Source organism: Brevibacterium sp. AGC70, from assembly GCF_057334195.1.
Genome location: NZ_JBHFIH010000009.1, coordinates 300,860 through 322,788 on the forward strand (window position 1 = coordinate 300,860; position 21,929 = coordinate 322,788).

Genomic DNA, 21,929 nt, shown 5'->3' on the forward strand with positions numbered 1-21,929 from the left:
CGTCGACGAGCCGCTGAGCCGCGGCGACGCCGATCGAACCGGCCAGGAACCGGAATTCCCCGGCGACGATGGCGACGCGCCGGCCCTCGATCATGCCCTCTCCGGTGATGATGGCCTCATCGACTCCGGATTTCTCCCCGGCGGCGGCGAGTTCGGCCGCGTATTCCTCGGAGATGCCCCCGGCGGGCCTGATCGGGGTCGTATCCCAGGAAACGAAGGATCCGTCATCTACGACGATGTCGACGAGTTCATGTGCATTCAACCGTGCCACGTGCTTATCTCCTGCTTCAGATGTGTCTGACCAACGGTAAATCTGACGAACGGTAAAGCGGTGATGGGCCACCAGCTGCGGATTGCCTCCACCTGCGGATCAGGGGGCGCAGCTGGTGGCCCGGGTCCTCAGAGTCACGAATCGAGCCAGGAAACGATCGCCTCGGCGTCCTCGTTCAGCAGAGGCGGTGCATCGTGAGCGGTCCTCGTGGTTTCGACCTCGGCCTCGCCGTCTGCGTCGAAGAACCGCAGCGGTGGTCCTGGCAAGTCGATGTCGCCGAGGATGGGATGGTCGACGGAGACCTTGAGGCCCTGGCTCAGTGCCTGGTCCCACGAGTAGACCTCTTCGAGGGTGCGCACGGTGCCGGAGGGGATTCCTGCGTCTGCGAGTCTGGCGAGCAGCTCGTCCGATCCGTAGGCGGCGAATCTGCTTTCGATGAGTTCGATCACGGCCGGACGGTTCGCGACACGAGCGGAGTTGTCGCCCATGCCCTCGGTCGCCGGGTCGATGTCGAATGCGGCGCAGAACTTCTGCCACAGGTTCTCGTTGCCCACGGAGATCTGCACGGCACCTTCGTGGCAGTTGAAGAGTCCGTAGGGAGAGAGGGAAGGATGGTGGTTGCCACCGGGCTCGGGGTTCTGCCCGGCCACCGTGGCGCGCGTGCCCTGAAAAGCGTGGACTCCGACCATACCGGCGATGAGCGAGGTCCGCACGACCTTGCCCTTGCCCGTGCGCTCTCGTTCGAGCAGGGCGGCGAGCACGCCGTAGGAGCCGTAGATGCCTGCGAGGAGGTCGGCGATGGGAACGCCGACACGCTGCATGTCGTCGGGTCCGGATCCTGTCAGCGACATGAGTCCGGCCTCGCCCTGGGCGATCTGGTCGTATCCTGCACGCGAGGATTCGGGCCCGTCGTGGCCGAAGCCGGTGATCGAGAGGAGCACGAGGCGGGGGTTGATCTCCATGCACACGGTAGTGGAGAAACCGAGTCGATCGAGGACGCCTGAGCGGAAGTTCTCGATGAGCACATCGGCGCGGGAGATCAGTTCCCGCAGCGTCTCCTTGCCGGTGTCCGACTTGAGATCGAGGGCGATGGATTCCTTGTTGCGGTTGCAGGAGAAGAAGTAGGTGGCCTGCGGATCGTCCTCGGGACCGACGAACGGAGGACCCCAGGACCGGGAGTCATCCCCCTTGCCCGGGTTCTCGACCTTGATCACTCGGGCGCCGAGGTCACCGAACATCATTCCCGCATGTGGGCCGGCCAATGCGCGGGAGAGATCGATGACCGTGTATCCGGTCAGTGGGCCTTCGACCCCTGTGATTGTGTCGTTCGACATTCCTATTCCTCCTTGAAGTGGGTCCATCTAGCGATGAGCATACGCAATCGCTGACATTCCTCGTGGGCTCGGGGCCCGTCCGCGTGCTGGATCGCCATCACGGCGTATGTGGTTCCGTCGGTCAGATCGAGGGTGGGCCATGGGTCGTCACCCTCGGGTGAGAACGCGACGCCGAGGATCTGGCCCCACGCGAAGGTGCGTGTCCTGACCATGTTCTTCACGACCAGGCCGGCTTCGCTGGGTCGGGCCTGGATGTCGGCGACGCGCAGCAGGGCCGCGGCGAAGATGATCCCGAGCAGGTTCATCCAGACCGTGTCGAGCGGGGTCCAGGGGTCCCAGTCCACGACGAGCAGTGCGACGGAGAGCACCGCGAAGCCGATGAACACCACCACGGCGCCGATGGTGCTGATGATGCGCACCTGGCGGGGTCGAAAGACGCGGAACTCAGATTCGGCAGGCGCCAATGTTCGTCACCAGAATCGCACGGGCACCGACTGCGTAGAGACGGTCCATGACATTGTTGACCTCTTTGGATTCGACCATGACGCGCGCGGCCACCCAACCTGTCTCCTGCAGCGGGGAGATCGTGGGTGATTCGAGGCCGGGCGTGAGTCCGAGTGCTTGGGGCAGGAGGCGCTCTTCGATGTTGTAGTCGACGAGGACGTACTGCCGGGCCACCATCACGGATTCCAGACGGCGACGCAGCACCTCGATCGACTCGGCTGCTCCCTCACGCTGGACGAGGACGGCCTCGGATTCCAGCAGGGGTTCGCCGAAGGTCTCGAGCCCTGCGGCTCGCAGGGTGCTGCCGGTCTCGACCACGTCGGCGATGGCGTCGGCGACGCCGAGCTGGATGGAGACTTCGATCGCACCGTCGAGCTGAACGGTCTTCGCGTCGATGCCCCTGGCCTGCAGATCAGCGTCGACGAGGTTCGGGAAGCTGGTGGCGATGCGTGCGCCTTCCAGCTGGGTCGGCGAGGAGTAGGAACCGGTGACTCCGGCGTAGAAGAAGCGGGAGGCTCCGAATCCGAGTCCGATGACTTCCTGGGCTTCGGCCTTCGACTCAAGCAGCAGGTCGCGGCCGGTGATGCCGGCATCGAGGATCCCCGATCCCACGTAGACGGCGATGTCGCGCGGACGCAGGTAGAAGAATTCGACATCGTTGACTTCGTCCTGATGGACAAGGGTCTTGCTTCCCCGACGGGTGGAGTATCCTGCCTCGCTGAGCATCTCGGAGGCGGCTTCGGACAGTGCGCCCTTATTCGGCACGGCTACACGCAGCATGGTGTCCTTTTGTGTTTCATCGTCAACGGTTGTTTGGAGTTCGGCTGTGCCGGCGTGGAAGGCTACAGATGCGAGTTGACGTCGTCGAGGCTGAGTTCCTTGGCGACCATGAGCACCTGCAGGTGATAGAGCAGCTGAGAGATCTCCCCGGCGAGCTCGTCCTTGGTCTCATACTCTGCCGCCATCCAGACCTCTGCAGCTTCTTCGACGACCTTCTTACCGATCGCATGGACTCCGGCATCGAGTTCGGCCACGGTCTTCGAGCCTTCGGGACGTTCGAGGGATTTCTGCAGGAGTTCGGCGTAGAGCGAGTCAAAGGTGTTCACGAATCCAGCCTAATACATCGCGGCCGCCGCGCTCACACGGGGTCTCGGCCAGCGGGACGCTCTCACCCGTCGCAGCAGCCTCAGCTCTCAGTGCTGCGGTTGATGTCCGTGGCACCCCGATGCGGCGCGGAGATCGTCTGGCGTGATCGCTTCGACCAGTCGATGAAGCCGATGACGACCATGACGAGGAAGATGAGGTACACGGCCCCGGAGAACACGAGTCCTCCGGCCACTGCCAAGGGAATCCCGACGAGGTCGACGGCCAGCCAGACGAACCAGAACTCGACGATCGCCCGCCCCTGGGCATACATCGCCACGAGCGATCCGATGAAGATGTATGCGTCTGGATAGGGATTCCAGGACCACCCTCCGAGAGCGAGGACGTAGCCGAACACCCCGGTGCCCAGCAGGAGGGCGACGATCAGGAGCAGTCGTTCCTTCCAGGTCGCCCAGCGGACGAGGACCTCGCCGGAGGTCTCCCGGGACTTCTTCCACTGCGTCCACCCCCAGACTGCGGCCACGATGATGACGACCTGGCGGGAGGCGTTGCCGCCGAGTCCCGCGGAGATGCTCGCGGCGAAGAGGAGGATGGAGCCCAGGATCTGGACCGGCCAGGACAGGATGTTCCGGCGCAGTGCAAGGACCACTGTGGCCAGAGCACAGATGTTGCCGAACAGGTCGGAGTACGGCACCGGTTTGCCAAGCAGTTCGAATGCCGGGGTGTTCAGCCAATCGAGCAGTTCCATATCGGCTCTCTTCAGTGCACGTGGGACGCTGCGAGTTCACGCAGCCCGGAGATCGCGGTGGCAGCGTCCTCGGCACCGTAGACGGCGGAACCGGCCACGAGTACATCGGCACCGGCGTCGACGACGCGTTCGATCGTCGACATGGAGACTCCCCCGTCGACCTGCAGCTTGATCTCAAGCCCGGCGGCCGAGATCGCCTCACGGGTCCGTCGGATCTTCGGCAGGCACACATCGAGAAACTTCTGCCCGCCGAAACCGGGTTCGACGGTCATGATGAGGATCTGGTCGAACTCGCCGAGGAGGTCGACGAAGGGTTCGATCGGGGTCGCCGGCTTGAGTGCGAGGCTGGCTTTGGCCCCCAGCTTCCGGATCTCCCGGGCCAGGCGTACGGGAGCGGCGGCCGCCTCGGCGTGGAAGGTCACCGAGGCGCAGCCGAGTTCGGCATAGACCGGAGCGTGTCGGTCCGCCTCGGCGATCATCAGGTGGGCGTCGAGCGGGATCGGGCTGATTGCCTGGATCCGTTCGACCACGGGAGGCCCGAATGTGAGGTTCGGGACGAAATGGTTGTCCATCACGTCGATGTGCGCCATATCTGCCGTGCTGATCTTCGCCAGTTCACCACGCAGGTCCGAGAAATCGGAGCTGAGGATGCTGGGATTGATCTCGATCGCCATTTCAGTTCGCCTTCCGCATCAGGGCCAAGAACATTCCATCGGTGTTGTGGACGTGGGGCCACAGCTGAGCGTACCGTCCCGCTCCCCGGCTCACCGAGCTAAACCCTGCGGCATCGGCGCCCGTGACCTCGGCGAGGGCCGCCGGAGCGTCGAGGACTTCGACGTCGGTGCCGCGGAGGACATCGTCGACGACGAGCACGGTCTCCGCGTAGTGGGGAGAGCAGGTGGAGTAGGCGACGACTCCCCCCGGAGCGCAGGCGTCCAAGGCCGCCCGCAGCAGTTCTCGCTGCAGTCCGGCCAGGGCATTGATGTCCTCGGGGCGACGGCGGTATCGAGCTTCAGGACGGCGGCGCAGGGCGCCGAGACCCGAGCAGGGAACGTCGACGAGGACCTTCGCATACGGGCCTGTGGCGTCGCGGGCGTCTTGGACGCGGGTGGTGACATTGTCGAGTGCCTGAGTGGAGGACCGCACAAGTTCAACCCGGTGGTCACTTGAGTCGAAGGCATCGAGGGTGGTGCCGCGCTGCTTCGCAATAGCTGCGAGGACTGCGGCCTTGCCGCCGGGTCCGGCGCACAGGTCTGCCCAAGTGCCCGTCGGTGCCTGAACGTGTGCCAGTGCCAAGGCCACCAGCGCGGAGCCTTCGTCCTGTACCCGGGCCCGGCCGGCGGCGACGGCGTCGACGTTCTTGGGCACAGCGGTTTCGAGGGTGACGCCGATGGGTGAGAACTCGGTCGGCGCTCCGGGCAGTTCGCTGCGGTCGATGAGTCCGGGCAGAGCGGACACGCTGACCTTCGCGGCCGCGTTGTCGGCTTCGAGCAGCGCCTGCAGTTCAGAAGCCTGTCGTCCGTGGCCTTTCAGTGCCTGCGTCATGGCCCGGACGATCCATTCGGGATGCGAGTACTCGATGGCCTGTTCGCCGACTGCAGTGGCTCCGGCGGTGACACGGCGCAGCCATTCGGCTCGGTCGATCTCGGAGATCCGACGCAGCACGGCGTTGACGAACCCGGATGTCTTCGGTGCGTAGGACTTGATGACGGCGACAGTCTCCGACAGTGCCGCATGGTCTGGCACGCGCATGGACAGGATCTGGTGGGCGCCGAGGCGCATGCCTGCCAGCGGTTCGGGGTCGATGGTGTCGAGGGACCGATTCGCTGCCTTGGCGATGATCGCATCGTAGAACTCCTGTTGGCGCAGAGCGCCGTATGTGAGTTCAGTCGTGAACGCCGCGTCCTGGTGGTCCATATGCGTGCGGGCGAGCTTGGCGGGCAGAAGCAGGTTCGCGTAGGAGTCCTTCGTCTCAACATCGACGAGGACCTCCCAGGCGATGCGTCGCGGCAGGTTCTTCGCGCGCCTCGGCTCTCGTTCATCTGAGGGCCTGCCGCCTGACTGCTTGCCGCCGGCAGACCTGGTGCCCGTCGGCTTCCTGACTGCTGCAGGCGTGTTCCTCGCCGGTCTCTTCCGCGGCATGCGCTCATCTGCTGGCATCTGTCTCATGCTCCTTGCTCGGGGTCTGCCGCCGGCTCGGCGCTGGTTTCAGTGGGATCGAATCGGATGTCGCCACGGCCGCGGAGGAAGTCCACGGCGGCCATCCGGGCCTTGCCGAAGGGTTGGATCTCTGCGACGCGGACCCAGCCGTCGCCGCAGCCGAGGACGACGGACTTCTGCCATGAGGTCAGCAATCCGACCTCCGAAGGGGTGGTGACGTCGGGAGCGGGTCTGAGTCCGAAGAGTTTGGTCCGCTTCCCGTCGACGTTCGCCCATGGGCCGGGGCTGGGGCTGACTCCCCGGGAACGGTCGATGACCGCCCGGGCAGAGTCGGAGAAGTCGAGATGGGCGTCATCGATGCTGATCTTGTCCGCGTGGCTCGGCTCCCCGGACTGCGGGGTCATCACTGCGGTTCCGTCCGCGAGGTCGTCGAAGGCGGCGACCAGTTCGACCGCGCCTCGGTGGGCGTAGTCGTCGAGGGCGGTGGCGACATCGGGATGGTCCAGAGGCAGTTCGAGTCTGCGCAGGACGGGTCCGGAGTCCATACCCTCGTCGATCTTGAACACGCTGACTCCGCTGCTGTTCTGGCCGGCGATGAGGGCCCGTTGGACCGGTGCGGCTCCACGATGGGCCGGCAGGAGCGAGAAGTGGAGGTTGAACCAGCCGAGCTCGGCGGTCGACAGCGCTGCCGGGCCGGCGATGGCCCCATAGGCGACCACGGCCACGGCATCGACGTCGAGGGCCCGGAGTTCGGCGATGACCTCGCCGCGGAGCCGGCTGGCCTCGATGACGTCGAGGCCGAGTTCGAGGGCTCGCGCCTTGACCGGTGAGGGGGTGAGGACGCGTTTGCGCCCCACCGGTGCATCGGGTCGGGTGAGGACGGCACGGATGCGGTGCCGGGATTCGACGAGGGCCTCGAGGGCTGGCACTGCGGCATCCGGAGTTCCGGCGAAGACGATATCCACTTGAGGAATTCTACTTGTTCGCGAAGCAGTCGCAGAGTCCGGGCACCGAGGCACTCACAGCGACCGCGGATCGTCGATGCGGACGCGCACCTGGGGAAGCTTCTTCGCAGACCGGGAGGCGATCTGCTGAGCGAGTGCTTCGCCGACCGCCTCTCCTGCTGCGATCGGATAGGCTGCGACGGCTTTCTGGTCATCACCGTCGGAGTCCCGGAGGAGTTCGGTGAGGTCTGGGACGGCCGCGATGATGGCGTCGATGTCGGTGCCGGCCCCGGTGAGTTCGACGATGCGACGATAGGGAGGAAAGCCGAGCTCGAATCGATCGCCGAGAGCTCTGGACATCGTGGTCACCGGGTCGAAGGTGGTCACCGTGTTCCGGATCGTCTCATCCGTGTCGCCGAGGTAGACGACTCCCCCAGCAGTGCGTGACCTCACGAGGACGGCCGCCCGCAGTCGTCTGCTGACTCCTTCATCGGTCGAGCGCATCCACGGCCCCGGCCACAGCGAGTCGAGCAGGATTGCGCAGGCGTAGCCACCGAGAGCATAGGGTTCAGCGCCGGTGGTGGCGACGACGATACGTGGGCTGTCGTCGATGGCGACAGGAATGTCATCGCCGCCGGATTCCAGGATTTCGATTCCCGGCATGGCCTTGCGCAGCTCCTCGACGGTCCGTCCCCTGCCGCGCACGATCGAGCGCACCTGATTCGAGCGGCAGCGCCCGCAGGAGAACGTATCGGAGTGGTATCCGCAGGAGCGACAGGCGAAGGGCCCGACCTCGGACTGAGTGGTCAGTGCAGCCGAGCATTGGGGGCAGCGAGCGACCTCTTGGCACCTCGCGCAGGCGAACACCGGGTAGTACCCGGCACGCGGGACCTGGACGAGGACAGGTCCGACTGCGTTCGTGTCCTTGGCCCCGGGGCGCAGGGCACCGCGCATCAGCTGCCAGGCGCGGGAGGGGATCCGCTGCCAGGCGAAGGGGTCACGCTCCTCGTCGGGAACGAAGACGCGCGGCGCACCCTCACGGCGCTCGGGGCCGGTGGGCGTGACGTCGCGAAGCCACCCGACCTCGACCAGGCGCTGGATCTCCGCGCTGCGATCGGTGGAGACGAACAGCAGTCCGGTGGTGTCGATGGTCGATCTCAGCAGGCATACTTCTCTGGCGTGCGGATATGGCGCGTGCTGGTCGAGGTAGTTCGGGTTCGAGTCGTCGAAGCAGATGATGAGGCCGAGGCCTGCGATCGGTGCGAAGGCGGCCGCTCTGGTGCCGATCGTCACTCGTGTGTGCCCCAACAGGCCACGCAGCCAGGCTTTCCACCTCTGCTCCGGTGACTGGTCTGCACTCAAGACTGAATAGGAGGAGATATCCGGGCTGGCGTCGAGTGCCGCCGAGAGGACTGCGAGCTCACGGTGATCGGGCACCAGCCACAGCACCGCCTCCCCTGCAGCCAGTGTCGCTCGGGCAGCCTCCAGCCCGGCGGTGATCCAACTCAGTCCCGGCGTAGGGCCGGGAACGCAGGTCAGTGCCATCCGCGGATGCTCGCCGGCAGGGAAGTCGTCTTCTCGCTCGTGCCGAGACTCGTTGACCACCCATTCGCCGAGGCGGTCAATCGTGTCCGCTGTCGTCGCAGGCGAGTTGTCTGCAGTCGCTTTCTCGGAGCCAGCCGCCGTGCCCACGGCCGTCGCCTCCGTGTCCTCGGCAGCCGCCGCCGTGCCCTCGGTCGCTGTATTCGCGTTGTCACCTTCTGACGGTGCGCTGCGACTGCGCTCATTCTGGTGCAGCGTCTTCTCAGCATTGAGCACAGCCTTCTCGGCGCGTGCATGACGCGGCGGGATCGCCAGACGCAGGACATCGGAGAGGGTTCCCGCGTACCGGCGAGCAGCGGCATCAGCGAGACGCAGCAGTTCGGGGGTGAGAACGACGACGGGACTGGTGATGCGCTCGATCGTGGCAAGCGGTCCGATGTGGTCGGACTTCTCGACCCGTTCGAGGAGGAAGCCGTCGCGCAGTCTGCCGGCGAATCTGACCCTGACTCGCACACCGGGGCGGGCCGTGTCGGCGAACTTCTCCGGAACTGCGTAGTCGAAGGCACGGGCCAGGTGCGGCACCGGGTGATCGACGAGCACGTGGGCTACGGGGTCTTCCGCTGCCAGCGGCACCTGCCCGATGGCTGAGGTGCCGGTGTCGATCGGAAGAGGTTCGTCCATCAAGCCGAGGAGACTGCGCGCAGCAGATCGTCAGCGCGGTCCGTGACCTCCCAGGTGAAGTCGGGGAGCTCACGGCCGAAGTGACCGTACGTCGATGTCTGAGAGTAGATCGGGCGCAGGAGATTGAGGTCCTGGATGATCATGGCAGGTCGCAGGTCGAAGACCTCGCGAATGGCCCGCGAGATCGCGTGTGGGTCGACCTTCTCGGTGCCGAAGGTTTCGACGTAGAGGCCCATCGGATCGACACGGCCGATCGCATAGGACACCTGCACCTCGGCGCGATCGGCGAGCCCGGCGGCCACGACATTCTTCGCGACCCAGCGCATGGCATACGCGGCCGAGCGGTCGACCTTCGAGGGGTCCTTGCCGGAGAAGGCGCCTCCGCCGTGACGCGAGTACCCGCCATACGTGTCGACGATGATCTTGCGCCCCGTCAGCCCTGCGTCGCCCATCGGCCCGCCGGTGACGAAGGGTCCGGCCGGGTTGATGTGGATGTTCGCATGGCTGTCATCGAGACCGGAGCCTGCGATGACCGGATCGATGACGAAGTCTTTGATCTCGGCGTGCAGCTGGGCCTGATCGACGTGGCCTGCGTGCTGCGTCGAGACGACGATGTTTTCGATCGACACGGCTTCGTTGCCGTCGTAGCCCAGTGTCAGCTGGGTTTTGCCGTCGGGACGCAGATAGTCCAGTGCACCGGTCTTGCGCACCTCGGAGAGCTTCTCCGCCATGCGTGATGCGAGGTGGATGGGCACGGGCATGAGGACGTCGGTGGCGTTGTCGGCATAGCCGAACATGAGGCCCTGGTCGCCGGCGCCGAGACTCGAACCGTGATCGGATTCCACGGCTTCGCGGAAGTCCAGCGGGTTCGTCACTCCGGAATGGATGTCGGTGGACTGGCTGCCGATGGACACGGAGACGCCGCAGGAGTGTCCGTCGAAACCGGTGTCGGAGGAGTCATAGCCGATTCCGGTGATGAGTCGGCGCACGATGCCGGCGACGTCGGCATAGGCTGCGGTATTGACCTCGCCGGCGACGTGGACGAGACCGGTGGTGACCATCGTCTCGACGGCGACCTTGGCGTTCGGGTCCTGACCCAGCAGATCGTCGAGGACGGCATCACTGATCTGGTCACAGATTTTGTCGGGATGGCCCTCGGTGACGGATTCGGACGAGAATAAGCGCAGATTTGATTGACTCACGCCGTAGATTCTACGCATTCCCAACGGCTGGCGAGAGCCTCGATGACCTTTTCCGAAACATCGTCCTTGCTGCCGGTGAATTCGGGGCTGACGACAACTTCGTCACCGTCGACGCTCAGGATCTGGACGGCATTGTCGTCGTGGCCGAACGCCCTGTCGTCCGAGACATTGTTGAAGACGAGGAGGTCGACGCCCTTGCGACGGAACTTCGCCTTCGCATAGTCCATCGCACTGTGATGAGAATCTCCGGTCTCGGCGGCGAATCCGACGATGAGCTGGTGTTCGCAACGTGATTCGACGAGTCCCACGAGCACATCCGGGTTCTGCACCAGGTTGAGAGTCATTCCCTCATCTCCCGACTTCTTCATCTTCGAAGCGGTGCGCTCGGCTGGACGGTAGTCGGCGACGGCGGCGGCCATGATGATGGCATCAGCATCAGCCTGAGCTGCCTGCATCTGGGCCTGGAGCTCGAGGGTGGACTCGACTGAGGTGATCCGGACGCTGTCGGGCAGCGCCGACAGCAGGCCCGAGTCGATGTTGGCCGCGACCAGGTCGACGTGGGCTCCGGCGGCGGCAGCGGCACGTGCCAGCGCAATGCCCTGCTTGCCTGAGGAGCGGTTCCCGAGGAATCGGACGGGATCGAGCGGTTCCCTGGTCCCGCCGGCACTGATGACGACGCGTCTGCCGTTCAGCGGCCCGACTGTCTTCGGCACTGGATCGGTCCGTGCTGATCGGGCAGCGGCCAGCGCGAAGTCGACGATCGTCTCGGGTTCGGGCAGACGACCGGGTCCGGAGTCCGGGCCGGTCAGACGCCCCACAGCGGGCTCGAGGACATGGACTCCCCGCTGCTTCAAGGTCGCGATGTTCGCGACGGTGGCGGGGTTCTGCCACATCTCGGTGTGCATGGCGGGGGCAACGACCACCTCGGCGGTCGTCGTGAGGACAGTCGCGGTCAGCAGGTCATCGGCGATGCCTGCGGCCAGCTTGGCCAGAGTATTGGCGGTGGCCGGCGCGATGATGACGAGTTCAGCGTCCTGCCCGATGCGGACATGGTTGACCGATTCGACCTCGTCGAAGACATCGGTGGTCACGGTCTGTGAGGACAGCGCCTCGAAAGTGGCCGCACCGACGAAGTTCAGTGCGCTGGCGGTGGGCACGACCTTGACGCTGTGCCCGAGTTCCCGGAGTCGCCGAATGACATGGCACGCCTTGTAAGCGGCGATTCCACCGGCGACGCCGAGTACGGTTCTCACTGGTCGCTGAAGTCCAGTGCGCCGTCGTTGCTGGCAGCCGGCTGTGCAGGCTCTTGGGTGAGCGCACCGAAGTCGGCTTCGGTGACTTCGCGGGCCACGATCTTGCCTTCGTTGATCTCGCGGAGCGCGATCGAGAGTGGCTTCTCATGGGTGCCCGGGGTCACCAGCGGACCGACGTTCTCGAGCAGGCCTTCTTGGAGCTGGGCGTAGTAGGAGTTGATCTGGCGGGCTCGCTGAGCGGCAATCGAGACCAGTTCGTACTTCGAGCTGGTCACGGCCAGCAGATCATCAATCGGTGGATTGGTGATGCCTTCAGGTTGTGCAGGCAATGAATGTCCAATCTAATCGGTAGTGGGTATACCCATCAATGATATGAGTTCTTCGGCCGCAGTGCGAACGTGGTCATTGACGATCGTGACATCGAACTCGGATTCGGCCTGCAATTCCTGCTTGGCCGTGGTCAGTCGACGCTCCTGTTCGACTGCTGATTCCGTTCCGCGCCCGGTGAGTCTCGACACGAGTTCCTCCCAGCTGGGCGGAGACAGGAAGACGAACAGCGCGTCAGGCATCTTGTCCTTGACCTGGCGTGCCCCCTGCAGATCGATCTCCAGCAGGGAGGGTGTCCCCTGGTTCAGCTTCTCCTGGACTTGGGCCGAAGGAGTGCCGTAGCGGTGGCGTCCGTGGACGACGGCGTACTCGAGCAGCTCACCGGCAGCGATGAGCGAGTCGAACTCGTCATCGCTGATGAAGTGATAATGAACACCATCGACTTCGCCGGGTCGCCGCGGCCGCGTGGTGGCGGAGACGGAGAACCAGACCTCGGGATGATGATCTCTGATGTACGCGCTGATGGTGCCTTTTCCGACCGCGGTAGGTCCCGCGAGGACGGTCAGTCGATTATTCACAGATCTATTGTTCACACATTCAGGAGTATTTCTCCAACAGGGCATTTTTCTGGTGTACGCCCAGGCCCTTGATCCGACGTGACGATGCGATGCCGACGTCGTCCATGGCCGCCTCCGCGCGTCGGTCTCCGACGCCGGGCAGTGATCTCAGCAGATCGACGACGCGCATCTTCGCGAGTGCCTCGTCCGCGCCGGCCTTCTTCAGCACAGCTGCGAGATCGGTTTGACCATTCTTCAGCGCTGTCTTGACCTCGGCTCGCGCTTGACGCGCTTTGAAGGCCTTGTCCAGAGCGGCTGAACGCTGTTGCGGGGTCAAAGGTTCGAGTGCCACATTATCTCCTCTGTCACCATGAACGGGCAGGTAGGGAAGTTGCTTCAGTCTAAAACAAAAACCCTCGTGAGAGGCACAAAGCGCAAAAGAAAACTCAAGTGTCTGCAGAACTGGCCGAACCGGGCCCGTCCCGTCCTGCCTCAGACGACGTCGTCCAATCGATGCCGACCATTCGGTGCACGCCTTGCGCAGGGCGCCGAAACCGGCGGCCTGCGCAAGTGATGAGAGATGAGCTGCCCGGGTCTCAGCCCACTTGCGTCAGGGACTCGTTGAGCGAGCGTGCCGCTGCGCGCACGCCGTCTGCCCCGGCGCTGAGCACAGCGCGTGAGGTGGTGGCCAGAATCTGGTTGGCAGCGATCGCATCTGTGCCGAAGACGTCGATGAGCTCACTGATCCCGGCTCCCTGAGCTCCGACTCCCGGTGCCAGGATCGGCCCTCCGCACGCAGACGGGTCGAATCCGAGCTCGCGGGCGCCGGATCCGATCGTCGCTCCGACCACCAGGCCGAAGCGCCCGAGACCCTGCGCGGACTCGGACGAGTTGCGCGCAGCTACCTGGCCCACGATCGTCCCGGCAACGGAGTCTCCGAATCCCTCGACGGATTCTCCGCACTTGGCGTGCTGAACCTCTGCACCTTCCGGATTCGAGGTCAGCGCGAGGACGAAGACTCCCCGATCATGAGCATTCGCGAGTTCGAAGGCCGGATCCAGTGCCCCGAACCCGAGGTACGGAGACACAGTGATCGAATCGGCGGCCAGCGCCGAGGCGGGATCGAGGTAGGCGCGTGCGTAGGCTCCCATGGTCGATCCGATGTCCCCGCGTTTGATGTCGAGGACACTGATGAGATCGTGTTCCCTGCAGGCTGCGAGGGTCTCTTCGAGAACGGCGACTCCGGCCGAACCGTACTGCTCGTAGAAGGCTGACTGCGGTTTGACCGCAGCCACATTCCCGGCCAGCTCGGTCACCGTGCGCAGTGAGAATTCGCGCAGCCCTGCCGCTGTGCGCGGCAGTGACCAGGCCTCAAGGAGATGGTCATGGGGGTCGATGCCCACACACAGCGGTCCGTGCTCGTCCATGGCCGCCTGTAGGCGGGCGCCGAACATCACGCGTTCCAGTCCTGCAGGCTGCGGACCTTGAAGGTCTTGTCACGAACGACCTCGAGTGAGGTGACTGCGGCTGCGAACTCGGCGAGCGTGGTGATCAGCGGCACGGAGTGTGCGGTCGCCGAGGCACGGATCTCGTAGCCGTCTGCTCGTTCCTGGCGTCCGGATGGGACGTTGATGACCATGTCGATCGTGCCGGCGGCCAGGTAGTCGAGGATCGTGCGATCCTCAGCATCGGCCTCGAAATGCTTGTGCACCTGTGTGGTCTTGATGCCGTACCGGGACAGGACTGCGGCCGTTCCGGTTGTGGCGACCACGTCGAAGCCCAAGTCGACGAGTTCCTTGACCGGCAGGACCATGGCCCTTTTGTCCCGGTCTGCAACCGAGACGAACACCGTGCCGGAGGTCGGAAGCTTGATCGATGCTCCCAGCAGGCCCTTCGCGAAGGCTGTCGGGAAGTCATGGTCGATGCCCATGACCTCACCGGTCGAGCGCATCTCCGGTCCGAGGATCGAATCGACGACCTTGCCCTCGACGGTCCTGAATCGACGGAACGGCAGGACCGCTTCCTTGACCGCGATCGGATGGTCCAAGGACAGTCGCGAACCGTCGCCGGTCTCCGGGAGCATGTCTCCGCGCATATCGGCGATGGTGCGTCCGACTGCGATGAGCGCGGCGGCCTTCGCCAACTGTGTGGAGGTGGCCTTCGAGACGAACGGCACGGTCCGGGAGGCACGTGGGTTGGCTTCGATGACGTGGAGGACGTCGGCGGTGATGGCGAACTGGATGTTGAGCAGCCCGCGCACGTTCGTGCCTTCGGCGATTGCCGTGGTGGCAGTGCGGACACGGTCCAGCACGTCTTCGCCCAGGGTCAGCGAAGGCAGCACGCAGGCGGAGTCACCAGAGTGGATTCCGGCTTCCTCGATGTGCTCCATGATGCCGCCGATGAAGATGTCGGTGCCGTCGTAGAGAGCATCGACATCGATTTCGATGGCGTCCTCGAGGAAACGGTCGACGAGGACGGGACGGTCCACGGAGATCTCTGTGGCAGTGGCCATGTAGTCCACGAGCTGAGTGCGGTCGTAGACGATCTGCATGCCGCGGCCACCGAGCACATATGAGGGGCGGACGAGGACCGGGTAGCCGATCTCCTCGGCGATCCTCTCGGCCTCCGCGTAGGTCACGGCGGTGCCGTGCTTCGGAGCGGTGAGACCGGCGCGGTCGAGGACGGCGCCGAATTCGCCGCGATCCTCGGCCAGGTCGATGGCTTCGGGCTGGGTGCCGAGGACCGGCACTCCTGCTGCCTTGAGCTTGTCGGCCAGTCCCAGCGGGGTCTGACCACCCAGGGTGCAGACGACGCCGAGTACGGGACCGGCGGCCACCTCGGCGTGATAGACCTCCATGACATCTTCGAAGGTCAGGGGTTCGAAGTAGAGGCGATCAGCGGTGTCGTAGTCCGTGGACACGGTCTCCGGGTTGCAGTTGACCATGATCGTTTCGAAGCCGGCCTCGGAGATGGCCATCGTCGCGTGTACGCATGAGTAGTCGAACTCGATGCCCTGGCCGATCCGGTTCGGTCCCGAACCGAGGATGATCACGGCAGGCTTCTCGCGCGGGGCGACCTCTGTCTCATCGTCATAGCTCGAGTAGTGGTACGGGGTGTGTGCGGCGAACTCGCCGGCGCAGGTGTCGACCGTCTTGAACACGGGGCGGATCCGGAGGGCCTGCCGGACACCGGTGACGACACCGGTATCCATGCTGCGCAGCGACGCGATCTGCTCATCGGAGAAGCCGTGGTTCTTCGCGACCCGCAGCACCTGAGCGTCGAGCTCGTCTGCCGAGGAGATGAACTCGGCGACCTCATTGATCAGTTCGATCTGGTCGAGGAACCAGGGATCGATCTCGCAGGCCTCGAAGACCTCGGCATTGCTCAGGCCAGCGGCCAATCCGCGCTGAACGGAATGGATGCGGTCGGCTGTCGCGTGCGAGATCGACTCGAGGACGGATTCTCTGACATCCTCGTCGCTGATGTCGGGAAGATCGGACCACGAGAACGAGGCATCGCGCTGCTCCATCGACCGCATGGCCTTCTGCAGTGCGGTGGTGAAGTTGCGGCCCAGCGCCATGACCTCGCCCACGGATTTCATGGTCGTGGTCAGTGTCGGATCCGCTGCGGGGAACTTCTCGAAGGTGAACCGTGGGATCTTGACCACGACGTAGTCGAGTGTCGGTTCGAAGCTGGCCGGTGTGACCTTCGTGATGTCGTTGGGGATCTCGTCAAGCGAGTAGCCCACGGCCAGCTTGGCGGCCATCTTGGCGATCGGGAAGCCGGTGGCCTTCGAGGCCAATGCCGAGGACCGTGAGACTCTGGGGTTCATTTCGATGACGACGATGCGGCCGGTCTTCGGATCCACTGCATACTGGATGTTGCAGCCGCCGGTGGCGACTCCGACGGCGCGGATGACGTCGATGCCGATATCGCGCATCTTCTGATACTCGCGGTCGGTCAGGGTCAGCGATGGGGCCACTGTGATCGAGTCGCCGGTGTGGACGCCGACGGGATCGACGTTCTCGATCGAGCAGATGACGACCACGTTGTCCTTGTGGTCGCGCATGAGTTCGAGTTCGTATTCCTTCCAGCCGAGGATCGACTCTTCGAGGAGAACCTCGTGGGTGATGGAGTCGCCCAAGCCGGCGCCGGCGATGCGCCGGAGGTCGTTCTCGTCATAGGCCATGCCGGAACCCAGTCCGCCCATGGTGAACGAGGGGCGGACGACGACGGGATAGTTGAGTTCCTCGGCTCCGGCCAGTGCCTCGTCGATGGTGTGGCAGATGACGGATTTCGCCGACTCGGCGCCGCATTCCTCGACGATGGTCTTGAACTTCTGCCGGTCCTCGCCGCGCTGGATGGCGTCGACGTCGGCGCCGATGAGTTCGACGCCGTACTTCTCAAGTGTGCCGGCATCATGCAGTGCGATCGCCGCATTCAGCGCTGTCTGTCCGCCCAGGGTCGGCAGGATCGCGTCGGGGCGTTCCTTGTCGATGATCGATTCGATGATGTCGGGATCGATGGGCTCGACGTAGGTGGCGTCGGCAATGTCGGGATCGGTCATGATCGTCGCGGGATTCGAGTTGATGAGGATGACCCGCAGGCCCTCTTCGCGCAGCACACGGCAGGCTTGGGTGCCCGAGTAGTCGAATTCACAGGCCTGACCGATGACGATAGGTCCGGAGCCGATGACGAGGACGGATGTGAGATCTTGTCTGAGTGGCATGGGTTCTCCTTAGGCCTGTGCGACCTGGGAAGCGGACATGAGGTCGATGAAGCGATCGAACAGGTAGCTCGAATCGTGGGGCCCGGCTGCGGCCTCCGGATGGAATTGGACGGAGAACGCGGGGAGGTCGAGGCACTGGAGTCCTTCGACCACGTCATCGTTGAGGCACACGTGGGAGACGGCGACACGGCCGAAACTCTCATCATGTGGTGCCTGTGTCTCACTATCCAAAGGCGCGTCGACGGCGAAGCCGTGGTTCTGCGAGGTGATCTCGACTTTGTCTGTGGTGCGATCCATGACGGGGACGTTGATGCCGCGATGGCCGAAGGGCAGTTTGTATGTGCCGAAGCCCAGCGCTCGGCCCAGCAGCTGGTTGCCGAAGCAGATGCCGAAGAACGGGATCTTCGCACCGAGGACCTCGCGGAGTAGGTCGACCTGAGCATCGGCGGTCGCTGGGTCCCCGGGGCCATTGGAGAAGAAGACTCCGTCGACACCCAATGCCGTGATCTCGGCGAAGCTCGTCGTGGCGGGCAGAACGTGGACGTCGATGCCCCGTTCGCTCAGGCGTTGGGGGGTCATCGACTTGATACCCAGGTCCAGGGCTGCGACGCTGAACTTCTTCTCGCCCACTGCGGGGATGAGCTGGGGCTCGGTGATCGAGACCTCTTCGGCCAGTTTCGCTCCGGCCATGTGCGGTGAGGCCTGGACCTTGGCCAGCAGCTCAACGTCGTCGGCCTCGGCGGCAGGACCGGAGAAGATTCCCATGCGCATTGCACCGGCTTCGCGCAGATGCAGTGTCAGGGCACGGGTGTCGACGTCGCTGATGCCCACGATGCCCGATTCTTCGAGGCGGGTGGACAGGTCTCCGATGGAGCGCCAGTTCGAGGACACGCGCGACGCGTCACGGACAACGTAGCCGGCGACCCAGATCTTCGCCGATTCGTCATCATCATCGGTGATTCCCGTGTTGCCGATGTGCGGCGCGGTCTGGATCACTATCTGACGATGATAGGACGGGTCGGTCAGGGTCTCCTGATAACCGGACATTGCGGTGACGAAGACCGCTTCGCCCAGGGTCTCTCCGATAGCGCCGTAGGCAGAGCCTCGGAACGTGCGTCCGTCTTCGAGGACGAGGACAGCAGGTGTGGTGGTCAGTCTCATTGTGCCTCTTCGATCATTTCGCGGATGCGGTCGACGGTGGGGTTGGTGCTGGCGGCGTAGCGCGCGCGGAAGCCGGTGTCGACGAGGGTCTCCCCCAGCCGCCAGGTGATGCGCACGATGCCGCCGCGTTCGACGAATTTGCCGATCATGCCGGCGGTGGTGTCGACGGAGACGATATCGCGCCTGGGGATCAGGAAGTCCTCACGACCCGCGAGATCCATGACCACCCCGCCGTCGGTGATGACGATCTCTCCCGTGGTGCGGATGCCGAGACCATGGACGGCGACTCGTTCGAGCGGATGTCCGGCCAATGTCGTCGACACATATGACCCTTCGACGGGGTCCGCGACGGGTTTGATTCCCATATGTGGTTTCGCCGGCTGCGGCACCACTGTCTGGCTCTTCTTTCGTCGGCTCCACCCCCAGGTGATCGCGAGGATCAGGAGGAGGAAGACGACTGCGATGATGATGACGCTTACTGGTCTGTCCATGATGCTCCTGCCGGGTGGGGTGTGCTGAGTCGTCCGCCGGAGAGCACACGGTGGCCGTAGAAGAACGTGTCGGTGATCGAGGTGGAGACCTCAAGACCGGCAAAGGGGTTGTTGCGCCCCTTCGTAGCATGGTCGGCGGGCACGATCGTGTGCGTGGAGTTCGGGTCGATGAGCACGATGTTGGCACTCGAGCCGCTCTCGAGGCTGCCGTGTCCTGTTGCTCCGGTGATGCGTGCCGGTGTTGCCGACATCACGCGGGCGAGGTCGCGGTAGTCGAAGTCGTAGTCGGACATCGCCTCGACGACGATGGGCAGCGCTGTCTCCATGCCGACCATGCCCATGGCCGCTGCCGTCCATTCGCTGCATTTGTGTTCGGCTGTGTGCGGAGCGTGGTCGGTGCCGATGACGTCGATCGTGCCGTCGGCCAGCGCTTCGCGCAGTGCGGTGACGTCGGCTTCGGTCCGCAGCGGCGGATTCACCTTGTAGACGGGGTCGAAGCTGCGGACGAGTTCGTCGGTGAGCATCAGGTGGTGCGGGGTGACCTCGGCGGTGATCTCGACTCCTCGGGACTTCGCCCAGCGGATGATGTCGACGCTGCCCTTGGTCGATACATGGCAGATGTGCAGCCGCGAACCCACATGTTCGGCCAGGAGCACGTCGCGGGCGATGATCGATTCCTCGGCGACGGCCGGCCAACCGGGCAGTCCCAGCTCAGCAGAGACGACGCCCTCGTTCATCTGCGCCCCCTCGGTCAGTCGCGGCTCCTGGGCGTGTTGGGCGATGACTCCGTCGAAGGTCTTGACGTACTCGAGTGCCCTACGCATGAGCAGCGGGTCTGAGACGCAGATGCCGTCGTCGGAGAAGATCCGAACTCGAGCCGCCGAGCGGGCCATGGCTCCGATTTCGGCGAGGTTCTGTCCCTCCAGGCCGATGGTCACGGCTCCGATGGGCACGACTTCGGTGTAGCCGGCTGTCCGGCCGAGTCGGTGGACCTGTTCGACGACGCCTGCGGTGTCCGCGACGGGGGCTGTGTTCGCCATCGCATGAACGCAGGTGAAGCCGCCCGAGGCGGCCGCGCGCGACCCGCTCAGGATCGTCTCCGCATCTTCTTTGCCCGGTTCCCGCAGGTGTGTGTGCATGTCGACGAGGCCGGGCAGGGCGATGAGCCCGTCGGCGTTCACGAGTTCCACATCGCTGCCGTCGGGGTCGAGCAGATCGGGGTCGACGATGGTCGAATCCTTGATCGCAATATCGGCGATTCCCTGGCCCAGCACGTTCGCACCGCGGATCAGATAATCAGTCATTGGTCTCCTCCTGACCTGTCAAGAGGCGGTACAGGACCGCCATTCGTACGCTCACTCCGTTCTCAACCTGGTCGAGGATGAGGGCGCGCGGTGAGTCGGCGGCTGCCGCTGAGATCTCGAAGCCGCGGTTCATCGGCCCCGGGTGCATGATGAATGTCTCCTTGGGCAGTCCGGCCAGTCGGGCTGCCGAGAGTCCCCACAGTCGTGCGTATTCGCGTTCGTTGGGGAAGAACGATTCGTGCATGCGCTCGTGCTGGACGCGCAGCATCATCACGGCTGCGAACTCCTCGGAGTGCAGCGCCTCGTCGAGGTCGTAGTGCAGAGTCACGGGCCAGGTTTCAACGCCCCATGGAAGCAGCGTCGGGGGTGCGATGAGGTGAACTTCGGCGCCGAGGTTGGCCAGCAGATGGACGTTCGACCGTGCTACGCGTGAGTGCAGCACGTCACCGACGATGGCGACCTTTGCGCCGTCAAGCCCTCGACCCCGCGGCCCGTCCTTGACCGCCCCTGAAGCGGAGAACCCGCCGAGGGCGCGACGCAGGGTGAAGGCATCGAGCAGCGCCTGCGTGGGGTGTTCGTGAGTGCCGTCGCCGGCGTTGACGACGGGGACGTCGATCCAGCCGGTCTGGGCCAGGCGATGCGGGGTGCCCGATCCGGGATGTCGAACGACGAGCGCATCGGCGCCCATGGCCGAAATGGTCTGGATCGTGTCCTGCAGGCTTTCGCCCTTGGATACGGACGAGCCTTTGGCGGAGAAATTGAGGACGTCGGCCGAGAGCCTTTTGGCCGCGGCTTCGAAGGACAGGCGGGTGCGCGTCGAATCCTCGAAGAACAGATTGACCACGGTGCGTCCACGCAGCACGGGCAGCTTCTTGACCTCGCGTTCGGAGACCTGTGTCATCTCCTCGGCGATGTCGAGGATCGAGATGGCGTCTTCGCGGCTCAGCGAGACGGTGTCGAGGAGGTGCTTCATTCGCGGCCCCCCGAGATCGTGACGCCGTCTTCGCCGTCGATCTCCGCCAGGGAGACGTTGACGCGTTCGCTGCTCGAGGTGGGCAGGTTCTTGCCGACGTGGTCGGCGCGGATCGGCAGGTCACGGTGGCCCCGGTCGACGAGGACGGCGAGCCGGACCCTGGACGGACGACCCAGATCGGAGAGCGCATCGAGTGCAGCTCTGATCGTGCGGCCGGAGAAGAGCACATCGTCGACAAGGACGACGGTCTTGGCATCGATGCCCTCGGCGGGGATGGTGGTGGGTTCTGGAGCGCGGTAGGAGCCGCTGCGCAGATCGTCACGGTACATCGTGATGTCGAGGCTTCCGACGAGTTCGCCTGCCATCTCCGGACGCCCGGAGATCGAGGCGATCTGTTCTGCCAGTCGAGTGGCCAAGGGCACCCCGCGGCGTGGGATGCCGAGCAGAACGAGGTCGTCGCTGCCTTTGTTGGACTCGATGATCTCGTGGGCGATACGGGTCATTGCCCGCTTCATATCTGGGGCATCGAGCACTGTTCGCTGTGTCATGCTTCCCCTTCTCCGCCTCTCCGGACGGTGGTTAAAGGAGTGGTTCGATTCGATTGTAGTCCTCGTATGAGTGAGGTCGGTGCGCGGGGGCGGGGT

At 64.6% G+C, this 21,929-nt stretch carries 22 protein-coding genes; all 22 read right to left on the minus strand.

Going from position 1 to position 21,929, the window contains the following annotated elements; all coding sequences use genetic code 11:
* A partial coding sequence (locus ACE03M_RS06850; protein WP_485933253.1) for a carboxyl transferase domain-containing protein occupies positions 1–271 on the minus strand: 271 nt, incomplete at its 3' end.
* A 134-nt stretch (positions 272–405) separates the two neighbouring features.
* A complete protein-coding gene (locus ACE03M_RS06855; RefSeq protein ID WP_143921777.1) occupies positions 406–1,605 on the minus strand; it encodes a CaiB/BaiF CoA transferase family protein in 1,200 nt (399 codons plus the stop codon).
* A gap of 2 nt (positions 1,606–1,607) precedes the next feature.
* Positions 1,608–2,024: a PH domain-containing protein gene (locus tag ACE03M_RS06860; protein WP_485933255.1), complete on the minus strand. Its 417-nt coding sequence runs from the start codon at positions 2,022–2,024 to the stop codon at positions 1,608–1,610.
* Between the two features lie 25 nt (positions 2,025–2,049).
* Positions 2,050–2,889 (minus strand): ATP phosphoribosyltransferase, encoded by an 840-nt coding sequence (gene hisG / locus ACE03M_RS06865; RefSeq protein WP_143921779.1) that lies wholly within the window; start codon positions 2,887–2,889, stop codon positions 2,050–2,052.
* A gap of 62 nt (positions 2,890–2,951) precedes the next feature.
* Positions 2,952–3,215, minus strand: coding sequence for a phosphoribosyl-ATP diphosphatase (locus ACE03M_RS06870; protein WP_485933256.1), 264 nt, complete (start codon positions 3,213–3,215; stop codon positions 2,952–2,954).
* A gap of 80 nt (positions 3,216–3,295) precedes the next feature.
* A complete protein-coding gene (locus tag ACE03M_RS06875) occupies positions 3,296–3,961 on the minus strand; it encodes a nicotinamide mononucleotide transporter family protein (protein WP_485933257.1) in 666 nt (221 codons plus the stop codon).
* Between the two features lie 11 nt (positions 3,962–3,972).
* Positions 3,973–4,635 (minus strand): ribulose-phosphate 3-epimerase, encoded by a 663-nt coding sequence (rpe, locus tag ACE03M_RS06880; RefSeq protein ID WP_143921782.1) that lies wholly within the window; start codon positions 4,633–4,635, stop codon positions 3,973–3,975.
* A gap of 1 nt (position 4,636) precedes the next feature.
* Positions 4,637–6,130: an RsmB/NOP family class I SAM-dependent RNA methyltransferase gene (locus ACE03M_RS06885; protein ID WP_485933258.1), complete on the minus strand. Its 1,494-nt coding sequence runs from the start codon at positions 6,128–6,130 to the stop codon at positions 4,637–4,639.
* Positions 6,127–7,086 carry a methionyl-tRNA formyltransferase gene (locus ACE03M_RS06890; RefSeq protein WP_485933259.1) on the minus strand — a complete coding sequence of 320 codons (960 nt, stop codon included), beginning with the start codon at positions 7,084–7,086 and terminating at the stop codon, positions 6,127–6,129. The genes ACE03M_RS06885 and ACE03M_RS06890 overlap by 4 nt, the downstream gene beginning before the upstream one ends.
* A gap of 54 nt (positions 7,087–7,140) precedes the next feature.
* Positions 7,141–9,288 (minus strand): primosomal protein N' family DNA-binding protein, encoded by a 2,148-nt coding sequence (locus tag ACE03M_RS06895; RefSeq protein ID WP_485933260.1) that lies wholly within the window; start codon positions 9,286–9,288, stop codon positions 7,141–7,143.
* Positions 9,288–10,490 carry a methionine adenosyltransferase gene (metK, locus tag ACE03M_RS06900; protein WP_313900570.1) on the minus strand — a complete coding sequence of 401 codons (1,203 nt, stop codon included), beginning with the start codon at positions 10,488–10,490 and terminating at the stop codon, positions 9,288–9,290. The genes ACE03M_RS06895 and metK overlap by 1 nt, the downstream gene beginning before the upstream one ends.
* Positions 10,487–11,743, minus strand: a complete 1,257-nt coding sequence (gene coaBC, locus ACE03M_RS06905) for a bifunctional phosphopantothenoylcysteine decarboxylase/phosphopantothenate--cysteine ligase CoaBC (protein ID WP_485933262.1) — start codon at positions 11,741–11,743, stop codon at positions 10,487–10,489. The genes metK and coaBC overlap by 4 nt, the downstream gene beginning before the upstream one ends.
* On the minus strand, positions 11,740–12,072 hold the full coding sequence (gene rpoZ / locus ACE03M_RS06910; RefSeq protein WP_101618587.1) for a DNA-directed RNA polymerase subunit omega: 333 nt from the start codon (positions 12,070–12,072) through the stop codon (positions 11,740–11,742). Before rpoZ ends, coaBC begins: the two co-directional genes overlap by 4 nt.
* A gap of 12 nt (positions 12,073–12,084) precedes the next feature.
* On the minus strand, positions 12,085–12,648 hold the full coding sequence (gene gmk, locus ACE03M_RS06915) for a guanylate kinase (RefSeq protein ID WP_222103585.1): 564 nt from the start codon (positions 12,646–12,648) through the stop codon (positions 12,085–12,087).
* A gap of 19 nt (positions 12,649–12,667) precedes the next feature.
* Positions 12,668–12,979, minus strand: coding sequence for an integration host factor, actinobacterial type (gene mihF / locus ACE03M_RS06920; protein WP_092108101.1), 312 nt, complete (start codon positions 12,977–12,979; stop codon positions 12,668–12,670).
* A gap of 244 nt (positions 12,980–13,223) precedes the next feature.
* A complete protein-coding gene (gene pyrF / locus ACE03M_RS06925; protein WP_143921909.1) occupies positions 13,224–14,081 on the minus strand; it encodes an orotidine-5'-phosphate decarboxylase in 858 nt (285 codons plus the stop codon).
* Positions 14,081–17,356 carry a carbamoyl-phosphate synthase large subunit gene (gene carB, locus ACE03M_RS06930; protein WP_485933263.1) on the minus strand — a complete coding sequence of 1,092 codons (3,276 nt, stop codon included), beginning with the start codon at positions 17,354–17,356 and terminating at the stop codon, positions 14,081–14,083. The genes pyrF and carB overlap by 1 nt, the downstream gene beginning before the upstream one ends.
* 9 nt (positions 17,357–17,365) lie before the next feature.
* Positions 17,366–18,517 (minus strand): glutamine-hydrolyzing carbamoyl-phosphate synthase small subunit, encoded by a 1,152-nt coding sequence (gene carA / locus ACE03M_RS06935; RefSeq protein WP_485933264.1) that lies wholly within the window; start codon positions 18,515–18,517, stop codon positions 17,366–17,368.
* Positions 18,514–19,008 (minus strand): PH-like domain-containing protein, encoded by a 495-nt coding sequence (locus ACE03M_RS06940; protein WP_143921790.1) that lies wholly within the window; start codon positions 19,006–19,008, stop codon positions 18,514–18,516. The genes carA and ACE03M_RS06940 overlap by 4 nt, the downstream gene beginning before the upstream one ends.
* Positions 18,993–20,312, minus strand: coding sequence for a dihydroorotase (locus ACE03M_RS06945; RefSeq protein WP_143921791.1), 1,320 nt, complete (start codon positions 20,310–20,312; stop codon positions 18,993–18,995). Before ACE03M_RS06945 ends, ACE03M_RS06940 begins: the two co-directional genes overlap by 16 nt.
* On the minus strand, positions 20,305–21,285 hold the full coding sequence (locus ACE03M_RS06950) for an aspartate carbamoyltransferase catalytic subunit (protein ID WP_485933265.1): 981 nt from the start codon (positions 21,283–21,285) through the stop codon (positions 20,305–20,307). The genes ACE03M_RS06945 and ACE03M_RS06950 overlap by 8 nt, the downstream gene beginning before the upstream one ends.
* Entirely contained in the window at positions 21,282–21,833 is a 552-nt protein-coding gene (pyrR, locus tag ACE03M_RS06955) for a bifunctional pyr operon transcriptional regulator/uracil phosphoribosyltransferase PyrR (protein ID WP_485933266.1), read from the minus strand. Before pyrR ends, ACE03M_RS06950 begins: the two co-directional genes overlap by 4 nt.
* Positions 21,834–21,929: the final 96 nt, after the last annotated feature.